The 12,593-nt window shown below is 72.0% G+C and carries 14 protein-coding genes; 7 read left to right on the top strand and 7 right to left on the bottom strand.

The window, feature by feature from the left end; all coding sequences use genetic code 11:
* Positions 1-80: 80 nt before the first annotated feature.
* A complete protein-coding gene (locus tag VIM26_RS01225; RefSeq protein WP_331948491.1) occupies positions 81-854 on the bottom strand; it encodes an IclR family transcriptional regulator in 774 nt (257 codons plus the stop codon).
* A 91-nt stretch (positions 855-945) separates the two neighbouring features.
* Between VIM26_RS01225 and hutH the strand changes: the two genes are divergently transcribed.
* On the top strand, positions 946-2,568 hold the full coding sequence (hutH, locus tag VIM26_RS01220) for a histidine ammonia-lyase (RefSeq protein WP_331948490.1): 1,623 nt from the start codon (positions 946-948) through the stop codon (positions 2,566-2,568).
* 7 nt (positions 2,569-2,575) lie between these two features.
* The gene (locus VIM26_RS01215; protein WP_331948489.1) at positions 2,576-3,154 is read left to right on the top strand and encodes a HutD family protein; all 579 of its coding nucleotides are present in this window, start codon (positions 2,576-2,578) and stop codon (positions 3,152-3,154) included.
* 293 nt (positions 3,155-3,447) lie between these two features.
* Here the strand turns inward: VIM26_RS01215 and VIM26_RS01210 are convergent, their stop codons facing one another.
* From VIM26_RS01210 to VIM26_RS01190, 5 genes are all read right to left on the bottom strand, one after another.
* Positions 3,448-4,269 carry a dienelactone hydrolase family protein gene (locus VIM26_RS01210; RefSeq protein ID WP_331948488.1) on the bottom strand — a complete coding sequence of 274 codons (822 nt, stop codon included), beginning with the start codon at positions 4,267-4,269 and terminating at the stop codon, positions 3,448-3,450.
* Between the two features lie 84 nt (positions 4,270-4,353).
* Positions 4,354-5,190: an SMP-30/gluconolactonase/LRE family protein gene (locus tag VIM26_RS01205; protein WP_331948487.1), complete on the bottom strand. Its 837-nt coding sequence runs from the start codon at positions 5,188-5,190 to the stop codon at positions 4,354-4,356.
* Between the two features lie 62 nt (positions 5,191-5,252).
* On the bottom strand, positions 5,253-6,002 hold the full coding sequence (locus VIM26_RS01200; RefSeq protein ID WP_331948486.1) for an SDR family oxidoreductase: 750 nt from the start codon (positions 6,000-6,002) through the stop codon (positions 5,253-5,255).
* Positions 5,995-6,867 carry a fumarylacetoacetate hydrolase family protein gene (locus tag VIM26_RS01195; protein ID WP_331948485.1) on the bottom strand — a complete coding sequence of 291 codons (873 nt, stop codon included), beginning with the start codon at positions 6,865-6,867 and terminating at the stop codon, positions 5,995-5,997. The genes VIM26_RS01200 and VIM26_RS01195 overlap by 8 nt, the downstream gene beginning before the upstream one ends.
* Before the next feature lie 55 nt (positions 6,868-6,922).
* A complete protein-coding gene (locus VIM26_RS01190) occupies positions 6,923-7,753 on the bottom strand; it encodes a sulfite exporter TauE/SafE family protein (protein ID WP_331948484.1) in 831 nt (276 codons plus the stop codon).
* 102 nt (positions 7,754-7,855) lie between these two features.
* Here VIM26_RS01190 and VIM26_RS01185 point away from each other — a divergent pair, with 102 nt between their 5' ends.
* The 5 genes from VIM26_RS01185 to VIM26_RS01165 all read left to right on the top strand — a co-directional run bounded on the left by VIM26_RS01185 (position 7,856) and on the right by VIM26_RS01165 (position 11,709).
* Complete coding sequence (locus VIM26_RS01185) at positions 7,856-8,236, top strand: hypothetical protein (RefSeq protein WP_331948483.1); 381 nt, start codon at positions 7,856-7,858, stop codon at positions 8,234-8,236.
* Between the two features lie 9 nt (positions 8,237-8,245).
* The gene (locus VIM26_RS01180) at positions 8,246-8,503 is read left to right on the top strand and encodes an HPr family phosphocarrier protein (protein WP_331948482.1); all 258 of its coding nucleotides are present in this window, start codon (positions 8,246-8,248) and stop codon (positions 8,501-8,503) included.
* A gap of 72 nt (positions 8,504-8,575) precedes the next feature.
* Positions 8,576-8,899, top strand: a complete 324-nt coding sequence (locus VIM26_RS01175) for a PadR family transcriptional regulator (RefSeq protein ID WP_331948480.1) — start codon at positions 8,576-8,578, stop codon at positions 8,897-8,899.
* A complete protein-coding gene (locus VIM26_RS01170) occupies positions 8,899-10,032 on the top strand; it encodes a hypothetical protein (protein ID WP_331948479.1) in 1,134 nt (377 codons plus the stop codon). The genes VIM26_RS01175 and VIM26_RS01170 overlap by 1 nt, the downstream gene beginning before the upstream one ends.
* A 219-nt stretch (positions 10,033-10,251) precedes the next feature.
* Entirely contained in the window at positions 10,252-11,709 is a 1,458-nt protein-coding gene (locus VIM26_RS01165; protein ID WP_331948478.1) for a threonine/serine exporter family protein, read from the top strand.
* Positions 11,710-11,777: 68 nt separating this feature from the next.
* On the opposite strand, the gene VIM26_RS01160 is transcribed toward VIM26_RS01165, so the two are convergent.
* On the bottom strand, positions 11,778-12,593 hold an 816-nt coding region (locus VIM26_RS01160), incomplete at its 5' end, for an alpha/beta hydrolase (protein WP_331948477.1).

Raw genomic sequence — 12,593 nt, 5'->3', positions numbered from 1 at the left:
CAACGTCCGAGCGTTGACGTCCTATAGGACGCCAACGCTCGGACGTTGCAGGGTTCTGGGGGTCATTTCGGCTTCGGCCCTCACTCGACGCGCGCACCGAGCCGCCGGCTCAGCTCGCCCGTCGCCCGCCCGACGGCGGCGGCGAGCTCGCCCCGTCGCTCGGGCGAGACGCCGTCGGCCAGGAAGGTCACCGCGATCCCGGCGACCGGGCGCCCGGTGTGGTCGACCGCGGCGCGGGCGACCGAGGCCAGACCCGGCGTGACCTCGCCGTCCTCCGTGGCGTAGCCCCGCTGCCGGACCGCGCGCAGGAGTTCGCGGAGCTCGCGCAAGGACCGCGGTCCGGTGCCGGTCCGGTCCGCGAACGCGGCGGTGCTGGGGAACAGGGCGCGCACGTGCGAGGCCGGAAGTCCCGCGAGGATCGCGCGGCCGCTCGCGGTGAGATGGCTGGGCAGGCGGACGTCGACGTCGGACACCAGGGTGGGCCGGCCGGGGGCACGGTCCTCGACGAGATACAGCACCTCGCGGCCGTGCAGCACGGCGAGGTGCGCGTTCTCTCTGGTGGCGTCCACGAGCCGCGCGATGATCGGCCGGGCGAGCCGGGTCAGGGGCGCCTGCCGCGCATAGGCCGAGCCGAGCCCCAGCGCGGCCAGCCCGAGGCCGTAGCGCCGCTCCTCGGCGAGGTGCGTCACGAAGCCCTCCTCGGTGAGGACCGCGAGCAGGTGGTAGACGCTCGACCGGGGGAGGTCGAGCCCGCGCGCGATCGCCGCGGCCGGGGACGGGCCGGCCTGCGCGGCGAGGTAGGACAGCACCCGGACCGCGTTCCGGGCCGCCGGGACCTCGCTGCTCGCACCCACGTCGGAACCCCCCGGGCAAGTTGTCTGGGATCTCAGACACTACCGGGGTCCGGGGCCTCCCGGTCGGCGCCCATCGGGTATCTGATGAGGCATGGCTTCCCTGACTACCCCCGCCGACGCCCCGACCGCCCGCCCCGAACCCGCCCGGGCGGTCGTCGAGCTGACCGGCGCGCCGCTGTCCATCGCCGACGTCGTCGCGGTCGCCCGGCACGGCGCATCCGTGCGGCTCACCCCGGGTGCGCTCGTCGCGATCGCCGCGAGCCGCGCCGTCGTCGACGCCCTCGCCCAGGACGTCGTCCCGCACTACGGCATCTCGACCGGGTTCGGCGCGCTGGCCCGCCGGCACATCCCCGTCGAGCGCCGCGCCGACCTCCAGCGCAGCCTGATCCGGTCGCACGCCGCTGGCTCGGGCCCCGAGGTCGAGCGGGAGGTCGTCCGCGCCCTGATGCTGCTGCGGCTCGCGACCCTCGCGACCGGCCGCACCGGCGTGCGGCCGCGCACGGCGCAGGCGTACGCGGAGATCCTGAACGCCCAGCTCACGCCCGTGGTCCGTGAGTACGGGTCGCTCGGCTGCTCGGGGGACCTCGCACCGCTCGCCCATCTCGCCCTCGTGGCCATGGGGGAGGGGGAGGTCCGCGACGCGTCCGGCCGGCTGCGCCCCGCCGCCGAGGCGCTGGCCGACGCCGGCATCGAGCCCCTCACGCTCGCCGAGAAGGAGGGCCTCGCGCTCATCAACGGCACCGACGGCATGCTGGGCATGCTCGTGCTCGCCCTGCACGACGTCGCCGCGCTGCTCACCACGGCCGACGTCGCCGCGGCGATGAGCGTCGAGGCCCTGCTCGGCACGGACGCGGTGTTCGCCGCGGACCTCGTGGCGCTGCGACCGCACCCCGGCCAGGGCGCGTCCGCCGCGAACCTGCGCCGGCTGCTCGCCGGATCGCCGATCATGGCCAGCCACCGCACGGTGGACGCGAACGGCGACGCGTCCTGCACCCGGGTGCAGGACGCGTACTCGCTGCGCTGCGCCCCTCAGGTGCACGGCGCCGTGCGGGACACCGCGGACCACGCGGGCCTCGTGGCCGGCCGCGAGCTCGCGGCAGCGATCGACAACCCCGTGGTGACCACCGACGGCCGGATCGAGTCCAACGGCAACTTCCACGGCGCGCCGATCGCATACGTGCTCGACTTCCTGGCGATCGCCGCGGCGGACCTCGCCAGCATCAGCGAGCGGCGCACCGACCGGCTGCTGGACCCGGCCCGCAACGAGGGCCTGCCGCCGTTCCTCGCCGACGACCCCGGCGTCGACTCCGGGCACATGATCGCCCAGTACACCGCGGCCGCGATCGTGTCGGACCTCAAGCGCCTCGCGGTCCCGGCGTCGGTGGACTCCATCCCGTCCTCGGCGATGCAGGAGGACCACGTCTCGATGGGCTGGCACGCGGCGCGCAAGCTGCGTCGCTCGCTCGACGGCGTCGCGCAGGTGCTCGCGATCGAGGTGCTCACCGCAGCCCGCGCCCTCGACCTGCGCGCGGTGGCGGATCCGGCCCTCGTCCCGGCCGGGGGAACCGCCGCGGTCCGCGACCTGGTCCGGACCCGGGTCGCCGGCCCCGGCCCGGACCGCTACCTCTCGGCCGAGATCGAGGCCGTCGTCGAGCTCGTGCGCTCGGGCGCGGTGCGGGATGCCGCCACGACGGCCGTCGGGCCGCTGGCATGATCCGGGGATGACCTACGCACTCGAGCCTGCCCGCGTTCTCGAGCTCGCGTCCATGCCGGTGTCCGCCTGGAAGAACGGCGGCGGCCGGACCCGCGCGATCCGCACCCAGCCCGACGGCGCGTCGCTCGAGACCTTCGCGTGGCGGCTGAGCCTGGCGGACATCGACGCCGACGGACCGTTCTCCGCGTTCCCCGGCGTCGACCGGGTCTTCACCGTGGCGTCGCGGGGCCAGCTCGTGCTCGACGTCGACGGGGTCGAGCAGGTGGTGGCGAACGGCGACGTGATCGCGTTCCCGGGGGAGGCCCGGGTCCACGCGAGACTGACCCACGGCCCGACTACGGACCTCAACCTGATGACGCGCCGCGGGAGCCGCACGGGAGCCATCGAGGTGCGCGACCTAGACGGACCGGTCGAGTGGAGCGATCCGTCGATCGTCGCCGTCGTCGTGCTCGACGGCGTGCTGCGGGTGGGGGAGGGCCGGGAGCTCGGACGGTTTGACGCCCTGCTGCCGCGGTCCGGTCAGACTCGCGCAACGGGTACGGCCGCGTCGGTGGCGATCGTGCGGGTCGCGGCGAACCCTCGATAGGTGGTCGGAGGCGGCGCGGCGCAAATACCGGTAACTCGTTCATTACAAGCATTACAGCGACCTTGTAATGAGCGCTCCGCCGGGGCGGGGTTGTTCGTGCGAAGCCGAACTGGGTCTCGCCCTCACCGCATTTGCACGTTGAACCGGCCGACGCCGAGGCCGGCGCGACCACGCTCGTGGCCGTGCTGGGGCCGCTTCTCGCCAAGAGGTGGACGTTTCCGTCTCGGAGTCCGGGACCAGACGTTCCCGCGGAAACGTCCCGACGGCCGCCGGAGCGTCGGGCTTCGCCCTGCCTACGCGGCCAGCCGCCGTCGGAGGAACGCGAACACCCGCTCCTCCGTCTCGAGCAGGCGCTCGCCGGCCGGGCTCTCGCAGCGGTAGTGCATCGGCCCGCCGGTGAGCACGGAATGCTCGCCCGGGTCGAAGCGGAACTCGTTCCCGGGCCCGGACGGCAGTTCGTCGACGGTCAGGCCCTCCGGCCCGAACTTCTGCCGAATCGTGTCGAGCCTGGTCGCGGGGCTCTTGCGGTCCGCGGAGAAGCGCGTGACGAGAACCTCGACGTCGCCGGCTCCGAGCCGGCGGCGCACCTCGGCGATGTCGGCCGTGGACATGCCGAGGTCGCGGGCGCACCAGGGGGTGACCGGCGTGGCGACGGGCAGCGCGGGCTCCGCGGAGACGGCGGCGAGCACGTGCTCGTCGGCGGCGAGCGCGAGCGCGAAGCCGCCGCTGAAACACATGCCGATGACGCCGACGCCGGACGCGCCCGACGATGTCGCGGCATGCCGCCCGAGGGCCCGCAGCGGTTCGACGATCCGGCTCGTCCTGCCGCCGACCAGTACGTTGACCTCCCGCGAGAGGCAGATGTTCAGGACCGTGCGGGCCTTGTCGAGTCCGCTGGAGGCAGGCACCGGACCAGCGAGCGCGGGCAGCCACACGGAGAACCCGGCATCCGCGACCAGCCGGGCGAACTCGAGCAGGACCCGCGTCACGCCGAACAGTTCGTGCAGGACGAGCACCGGGGGCCCGTCCCCGCGGCGGTACACCGGCCACGGCCAGTCCGCGCCCGGTGGGCGATCCAGGAGGGTGAATCCGTCCAGCTGTGCCGGTGCGCCCATGTCGGCAGAGTCTGCCGACACCGGAGCCGTCGCGCGTGCTCACCACGCCGGGCGGACGGGCCGGGGCCCGAACGAAGGCGGACGTCAGGGCTTCCCAGCCCCCGGCACGAGCACCGGGAACGAGACAACCCGCCCGCTGGGTTTCGACGACTCAGGTCCACCCCAGTTCTGGCCGACGACGAACAGGTGCGGATCCTCGCCCCGACTGAGCGCGCAGGCAAAGGCGCCGCGGTCCAGCTCGACCGTGGCCAGCACCGCACCCCCGTCACGGACCCGCACGCAGTGCTTGTTGCCCACGTCGGCGTACCAGACCGCGCCCTGCGCATCCATGCAGATCCCGTCCGGATGATCGCCGGGTGTGTCCGCCCACACCCGCCGGTTGCGCAGGCCGCCGTCCGCCGCGATGTCGTACGCCGTGAGCCGGTCGGCGTACGACTCGGCGACGATCAGCGTCCCGCCGTCGGGCGTGATCGCCATCCCGTTGGGGAACGCGACATTGTCGGCGACCTGGCGGACATCGCCTTCCGGCGTGACGAGTGCGACGACGCCCGGCGCGAACTCACCGCCGGGAAAGTCGAAGCCGATGTTGTTGACGTAGGCGTTGCCGCGGTCGTCGACCACGATGTCGTTCCACGGCTTCTCCGAGACCTCGGAAAGGTCCGCATGCGGGACCAGCGACCCATCGGGCTCGCGACGCAGAATCCGGCGCTGTGCCGAGTCCACGACGAGCAGCCGACCGTCGGGGAGAAAATCGATGCACATGGGGAACGACGGGACAGTCGCGACGACCTCGTGACTGCCATCGGTGCCGAGCACGATCACCTGGTGCGCGCCCCAATCGGAGAACCAGAGGCGCCCGTCGTGCCAGCGCGGTGACTCGCCGAACACGACCCCTTCCAGGAGGACTTCCGCTGCGCTCACGTCGCGTCTCCCCTCTCTGCGATCGAACTCGAGGACCAACTCACGAGTAAACTAGCCATTGCCTACACGGGGCGCAGCCGCAACTCCTGCATCCCGCCGTCGACGGCGAGCGAGATGCCGGTCGTCGACCCGGAGCGTGGGCTCGCGAGGTAGACCACGGCGCCGGCGACCTCGTCCGGGTCGACGAGCCGGCCGTGCGGCTGGCGCGCGTTGAGTGCGGCCCGCTCGGCCTCCGGATCCTCGGCCGACGCGAGCAGGCGCGCGACCCAGGGGGTGTCCGCCGTGCCGGGGCTCACGCAGTTCACGCGGATGCCCTCCCGGAGGTGGTCGGCGGCCATCGCGCGGGTGAGCGCGAGCACGGCGCCCTTGGATGCGCAGTACAGCGCCCGCTGGGGGAGGCCGGCGGTCGCGCCGATCGAGGACGTGTTCACGATCGCGGCCGACGGCGACCGGCGCAGCCACGGCAGCGCGGCGCGCGTGACGCGCGCAATCCCGGTCACGTTGATGCTCAGCACGCGCGCCCACTCGTCGTCGGGGTTGTCGGCGACGGTGCCCTGCGCGCCGACGCCCGCGTTGTTCACGACGATGTCGATGCGACCCAGCCGGTCCGTGACGGTGTCGATGGCCGCGCGCACCGACGCGTCGTCGGCGACGTCGGTCCGCACGGCCAGGTAGGCGGGGTCGGTGTTCTCCGGCGCGAGGTCCAGGACGGCGACGGTCGCGCCGGCGTCGTGCAGGGCGCGCGCCACGGCGGCTCCGATGCCCGACGCACCTCCGGTGACGACGGCGACGAGGTTCTCGAACTCACGCATCGTGGTGCCCTTCGTTGGAGTAAGCGACGAACTCCTGTCGCTGGTGGCCAAGACCCTCGATCTCGATCTCGCAGACGTCGCCGGCCGCGAGGTATCCGAAGCGCCCCGACAGGGCGACGCCCGCGGGCGTGCCGGTGAGCACGAGGTCGCCCGGCTCGAGCGCGAGGTACTGGCTCAGGTGCCAGATCACGAAGTCGACGTCGAAGATCTGGTCGGAGGTGGTCGAGTCCTGGCGGGGCTCGCCGTTGATCCAGCTTCGCAACCGCAGGTTCTGGTGGTCGACCTCGTCGGGCGTGACGAGCCACGGACCGGTCGGGTTGAACCCCGGCGCGCACTTTCCCTTCGACCACTGGCCGCCGGACGCGTTCAGCTGGAACTCGCGCTCGGACAGGTCGTTCGCCGTGACGAACCCGGCGATGTGGCCGAGGCTGTCGTCCGGCGAGTCGAGATAGGACGCGCGCGCGCCGATCACGATCCCGAGCTCGACCTCCCAGTCGGTCCTCGTGCTGCCGCGGGGGATCTGCACGGTGTCGTTCGGCCCGACGACGGTGTTCGGGGTCTTGAGGAAGATGATCGGGACCTCGGGCGGCGCCGACCCCGACTCGGCGGCGTGCGCCGCGTAGTTCATGCCGATGCAGATCACCGCGCTCGGGCGGGAGATCGGGGCGCCGATCCGCAGCGAGTCGGCGCCGTCGAACACCGGGAGGGTGCCCGACTCGACCGCGTCCCGCACGGACGCCACCCTGCCGGACGACAGGAACTCGCCGTCGACGTCGTGGGTGATCTCCGAGATGTCGAAGTAGGTGCCGCCGACGAGCACGGCGGGTCGTTCCTGTCCGATCGGACCGAGGCGCGCGAATTTCATGCCGTGACTCTCCCATGCTTGGGCGGAACCGAGTTCCGCGGTCCGTGGCGAGGGGTCACTGCAGCAGCAGGTAGCTCGCAGACACCACGGTCAGGGCAAGGACGAGCCGGTCGAACAGGACCTGGTCGATCCGCTTGGCGAGCCGGCGGCCGATGATGGCGCCGACGACGACGGCGGGTGCCAGCAGCAGATCGAGCTTCAGGGAGTCGAGGCTGATCAGGCCGAGGGAGATCGAGAACGGGGTCTTGGTGAGGTTGACGACGAAGAAGAACCACGCGGCCGTGCCCAGGAACCGATTGATCGAGTACCTCGTGGCGAGGAAGTACATGGACATGACCGGGCCGCCCGAGTTGGCGACCATCGTGGTGAAGCCGGCGAGCAGGCCGTACGTGCCCGTCTCGAGGCGGCGCCGCCATCCGCGCCCGGAGGTGGCAGGGCTCGCCGGGGGCGCGAGCACGTGAGCGTCCGATCCCTCACCGGCATCGAGCGTGCCCAGCCCGGACCGCTTCGCCGTCCTCGTCGCCGCGGCCCGGCGCAGCAGCGTCACCGCGACGAGCACGAGCAGGATCACCCCGATCACCCGGCGCACCATCGCGTCGCCGGCGGTCGCCAGGAAGCCCGTGCCCACCAGGACTCCGACGAGCACGGCCGGCACCATCCGGCGCAACGTCTTCCAATCCGCGTGCGCGTGGTACGTCCACACGGCGAACAGGTCCCCGAGGATGAGCAGCACCAGCAGGGCCCCGGTGGACTGCTTCGCGGGCAGCACCGCGGCGAAGACGGCGACGGTGAGCGTGGCCGCACCGGGCAGCGCGGTCTTGCTCAGCCCCACGAGCGATGCGGCGAGGGCGAGCAGGGTCAGGTCAACGGGTGAGAGCGCGGGCACGGCCCCGAGCCTGCCACTTCAATCGGGGTGCTCCGAGTTCGTGGTCGCCGGCCGGACGCGGCGGCCGACCACATCGTCCGGTCGGATTCCGGGCGGCGGAAAATGCCGCCGCTGCTCGGCCCGGGCGGCGTCATCGGCCAGGTCATCGGCACGCTGATCGGAGTCGAGATCGGCAAGGGGAACATCCACCCGAGCCTCGCCCTGCCCGCGCTGTACGCCATCAACACCCAGAACGCGTGCGATTTCATCCCGGTCGGTCTTGGCCTCGCCGAGGCGGAGCCCGAGACGGTCGAGGTCGGTGTCCCGTCGGTCCTGTACTCGCGGTTCTTCACCGGTGCACCGCGGGTGGCGCTGGCCTGGCTCGCCAGCATCACGGTCGTCTTCAACGGCGCGACCACGGCCGACCTGCACGGCTCGGTGTACGTGGAGGCCGGGAAGCCGCCGAAGCTCGCCGTCGGCAGCGTGATCACGATCGAGGCGTAGGGACCGCGAATGATCATGCGGCGCGTGATCGTCGGCGATTCCCGCGGTATCCACGCCCTGGTCGCGCACCGCCTCTTGGCGGAGGGTGACCGGTTCCAGAGCAGCATCTTCCTGAGCTACGGCGGGCGGACCGCGAGCTTGCGGAACCCGGTCGCGGTGCTCGCGCTGGGGGTACCGGGCGGCCGGGAGCTCGAGCTCCGCGCCGACGGTGCCGACGAGATCGAAGCCGCGTCAGCCGTCGCCCTCCTGCTGGAGGGCGGCGGCTGACGTCGTGCGTCACCCGTTCGAGGTCTTGCGTCATAGGTCGCCTGACGATATATATCGCAAGTGACATTTCGGATGACCGAGCAGGCCTACCTCGTGCTCCTGTCGTTGGCCGACCGGCCGCGGCACGGGTACGGCATCGTCAAGGCGGTCGTCGACCTCTCCGCCGGTGAGACCACCCTCGGCGCCGGCACCCTCTACGGGTTGCTGGACCGCCTCGCCGCCGCCGGGATGGTGGAGCAGAGCGGCGAGGAGGTCGTCGACGGTCGGCTGCGCAGGTACTACCGCCTGACCGACGACGGCTCGGCGGCCGTCGTCGCGGAGACCGCTCGGCTGCGCGCGCTGACCCGCCGCGCGGGAGCCGTGCTGGGCGCAGGCGCCGCGCTCGGCAGCGCGTGATGACGAGACCGACGACGGCGTCGACGTTGAGCGGCGTGGGTGTCGGGATGAACGAACGGTTCGTGCGAAGCCTGCGGTTCTGGATGCGTGCGTACCCGCCACGGTGGCGCGCGGCTCGCGGTGAGGAGCTGTTCGGGCTGGTGGTCGACCTGGCCGGACCGGGCACGCTGCGGCTGGGGTGGCGCCGGGCGTTCGACCTCGCCCGAGGCGGGCTGGCGACGCGCTGGCGCGGACACCCGCCGTTGCTGACGTGGCTCGCGTACCGGTTGTTGAACCGCCGGATCCCGAGGGCATTCCGGGCCTGGGCGCTCGACGACATCTCTGGCTCCTGGTACCCGCTGCGACGGTTCTTGACGTACTGGTGGGGGCTGCTCTGGTTGGCAATCGTCGTCAGCGGCCCGAACTGGCAGCGGCCTGGAGGGATCGCGGTTCCGGTGCTCATCGTCTTTATGAGGATGTCGGCCGGGTCGGCACGGCGCGCCGCCGCTGTCCAGCATGTAGCGGCGCAGCCAGGAGAGTCGCTGCACGAAGGATCCCTCGTCGCGCAGGATGGTCCGCAGCCGCGAACGACGGCTCGCTGGGCGCTGCCGTGGGTCTCGCGTGTGCTCGGGTTCGCCTCGGTCACGTCGGTTGCGGTCGCGTTCCTCGCCCAGAGCGCGGCCGCCGAGGTCTGCCTGGCGGCAGCGCTCGGGCTTGGACTGATCGGCGGTTGGGTCGCACTGAGTCGGCTGAGCCGTTTTGTGGGCCTGTGCGTCGACCAGCCGCATCGGACGCTGCGCGCGGGGTCCGGCGAAGACATTGTGGTGCTGATACTGCTCACCGGATGCGTGGTCGATTCCGTCCCGTCCGACCTGCTGGGCGGTGGCAGTCTCGTCCTCAGCATCGGGATCGGCGTGGCGGCCCTGGCGCTGCTGCCCGGAACCCTCGTCGCGCTCGGCTTCGCCCGGCGGTTGATCGGTGCGGACCTCACCGGCTCTGACATCTGGTCGATCGCTGCCTTCGGTGAGTTGCCACCGGTCGATCCGCTGATCCCCGAGGTGCGGCCGCTGACCGGTCCGGTCGCCGAGGGCGCCGTCGTCCCTCCGGCCCCACCGGAGCCCATCGACGACACGCCGTACCCGGCGCTGCCCTGAGGAGGCAGCAATTCGGGCCGGTCCGCCCGGGCAGGCGAATGTGAGTTGCGTCACCCAAGCGGCCCAAATCGGCCGGCAGCCACCCGCCGTGTGCCCGCTTTGTGAAGGTCCGGGTAACAGCGTGCAACGCCGCGGTCGGCGTCGTATTTGCCCTCTTCGGCCGCGGTTAGGGTCGGGAGCATGCGAGGTATCCGGGGCGTTCGAGGTCTCATGCGCCAGATGATCGACGGACCTCTCACCTTTCACGTGGGACAGCGCGCGCAGGATGCCGGACTCGACCACGCGGTAGTGCGGGGGACCCTGGAGCTCGCGCTGCGGATCGGGGAGGCGATGCTCTCCCTCGGTGCCGGAGCCGCCGACGTCACCGCGATGGTCCACCGGACGACGCGCGTGTTCTGCCTCGATTCGTGCCAGGTCGAGGTCAACTTCACGGCCATCACGGTCTCGTACGACCCCGGCGGCGCGAACCCGCCGCTCACCCTGATGCGCGTGGTGCGTACCAGGATCTCCGACTACGGGCGCCTCGCTCAGATCATCGAACTCGCGACGGACCTCGGCGCGGAGGTCGTCCCGTACGACGCGGCGCTGGGAAAGCTCGAGGAGGCTCACCTGAGCCTCGACGAGATCGTCCAGGCGCCTCGCCCCTATCGGCGCTTGGTCGTCACCGGGGTCCTCTCCGTGCTTGCCGCCGCCGTCGCTGTGCTGCTCGGTGGAGGGCTCAACGTCGCGCTCGTCGCGGCCGCGACGACGGCGATCATCGACCGGGTGGTGTGGAAGCTCGACCGGTGGGGCCTGCCGCCGTTCTTCGTGCAGGGCACCGGCGCCGCCATCGCGACGCTCGTCGCGGTCGGCCTGTATCTCGTGGCGCCGCACCTTTCCATCGATCTCGGAGCCTTCCCGCCGTCCCTCGTGGTGGCCTCGGGGATCGTCGTGCTGCTCGCCGGGACGTCCCTGGTCGGGGCCGCCGAGGACGCGATCAGCGGTCATGCGGTCACCGCCGGCGGCCGGACGTTCGAGGTCGTCATGCTCACCCTCGGCATCGTGATCGGCATCGGTGGCGTGCTCGACGTCGCCCGTCGGGCGGGGGTTCCGCTGGAGGTCCTGGACATCCCGGCCAACTCCGCGTCGCCGATCGTCCAGGCTGTGTCCGCCGCGGTGGTCGCGGCGGCGTGGGGACTCGCCTCGTACGCGCGGCCGCGGGCCGCGGTTGCCGCGGCGATCGCCGGCGGCACCGCGTGGACGATCTTCATGGCGGCCCGCGAGCTCGGGCTGGGGCCGGCCGCCGCGAGCGGCGTCGCCGCCCTGGTGATCGGCTTCCTCGGCGAGTACCTGGGACCGCGGGTGCGCGTCCCCCCGATCCTCATCTCGGTCTGCGGCATCGTCCCGTTGCTGCCCGGGCTGGCGATCTACCGCGCGCTGTTCCAGCTCGTCAACGAACCGCAGACGGGACTCTCGCCCGGCGTCGCGGGGCTGCTCGGAGCGGCGATGTCCGGTGTCGCACTGGCGGCCGGTGTCACCCTTGGCGAGTTCTTCGCCGCGCCGCTGCGCCGCGGTGCCCATCGCCGCCACGAGAGCAACGCGGACTGGCCCACCGAGAATCCCGACCTCGACCGCAGCGACCCCGAGGACCTGGAAGAGGATGCGGTCCTCGACCGGGGCGAGTCCGTCCGCCTGTAGGAATCGGGCCAGGATCCGGAAGAAATGGTCCGCGAGACGGACCATTTCTTCCCAATCCCGGCCGCTGGTCAGGCGGACAGCCAGGTGAAGACGGCCTTGAAGTAGGCCTCGCGGGGGGTCGGCGCGGACAGGGCCAGGTCGTGGATCCCGTCCGGGATGCGCACGAGGGTCACGTCCCTCCCGAGGCGGGGCGCCCGGGCGGCGATCTGCCGCACGTCCAGGATCGTGTCCTGCCGGTCGAGGTCCCGGTTCGCCAGGGTGTTCGGCCCGCTCTCCTCGGCCATGCACACCAGGATCGGAGCGGCGATGTCCAGACCGGTCGCCAGGCGGGCCTGGCCGCGCCGGATCGCGCGCAACCAGCCGGCCCGGACCGGGAAGCCCTCGGGCGGCTTGAGCGCGAGGTCGTAGTCCCATCGGCCGCCGTTGCTCACATGCAGGTGGTGGGAGTAGGCCGAGAGCCCGGTGACGACGATGCGCTTGGGGTCGAGCGGGCCGACGGCGTCCAGCAAACGGGTGGTCACGACCCGGTGGAACCAGCCCGCGTTGAGGTCGAACCATGGGCTGTTGAGCACGAGCGCGTCGACCACGGACGCGCGTCGCTGGCTGTGTGCCCACAGGCTGGCCATCAGCCCGCCGGTCGAGTGCCCCATCACCACGAGCCGTCGGTGGCCCAGTTCGCCCCGGATGAGGTGGGCTGCACGGGTGAGCTCGGCGGAGTACTCCGTCAGGTCGGTGCAGTAGTGCGGGGTCTGCCAGGCGCGCAGCGAGCGGCCGCACTTGCGCAGGTCCAACGCGTAGAAGTCGTACCCGTGCGCGAGCCACTGCTCGGCGAGGTGGGTCTGGAAGAAGTAGTCGTTGAAACCGTGCACGTACAGCACGGCGGG

Origin of the sequence: Pengzhenrongella sp. (genome assembly GCF_036565025.1) — a bacterium.
In the GTDB taxonomy this organism is placed as follows: Bacteria; Actinomycetota; Actinomycetes; order Actinomycetales; family Cellulomonadaceae; genus Pengzhenrongella.
Note: the sequence above shows the minus strand (reverse complement) of the source record. Positions and strands in the feature narration are given on the sequence as shown.

What these genes read in the sequence shown, in the direction of transcription:
- hutH (WP_331948490.1), top strand. Translation starts at nt 946, where the DNA reads ATGGCTTCCCTGACTACCCCCGCCGACGCCCCGACCGCCCGCCCCGAA.
- VIM26_RS01215 (WP_331948489.1), top strand. Translation starts at nt 2,576, where the DNA reads ATGACCTACGCACTCGAGCCTGCCCGCGTTCTCGAGCTCGCGTCCATG.
- VIM26_RS01210 (WP_331948488.1), bottom strand. Translation starts at nt 4,269, where the DNA reads ATGGGCGCACCGGCACAGCTGGACGGATTCACCCTCCTGGATCGCCCA.
- VIM26_RS01200 (WP_331948486.1), bottom strand. Translation starts at nt 6,002, where the DNA reads ATGCGTGAGTTCGAGAACCTCGTCGCCGTCGTCACCGGAGGTGCGTCG.
- VIM26_RS01195 (WP_331948485.1), bottom strand. Translation starts at nt 6,867, where the DNA reads ATGAAATTCGCGCGCCTCGGTCCGATCGGACAGGAACGACCCGCCGTG.
- VIM26_RS01185 (WP_331948483.1), top strand. Translation starts at nt 7,856, where the DNA reads ATGCCGCCGCTGCTCGGCCCGGGCGGCGTCATCGGCCAGGTCATCGGC.
- VIM26_RS01180 (WP_331948482.1), top strand. Translation starts at nt 8,246, where the DNA reads ATGATCATGCGGCGCGTGATCGTCGGCGATTCCCGCGGTATCCACGCC.
- VIM26_RS01175 (WP_331948480.1), top strand. Translation starts at nt 8,576, where the DNA reads ATGACCGAGCAGGCCTACCTCGTGCTCCTGTCGTTGGCCGACCGGCCG.
- VIM26_RS01170 (WP_331948479.1), top strand. Translation starts at nt 8,899, where the DNA reads ATGACGAGACCGACGACGGCGTCGACGTTGAGCGGCGTGGGTGTCGGG.
- VIM26_RS01165 (WP_331948478.1), top strand. Translation starts at nt 10,252, where the DNA reads ATGATCGACGGACCTCTCACCTTTCACGTGGGACAGCGCGCGCAGGAT.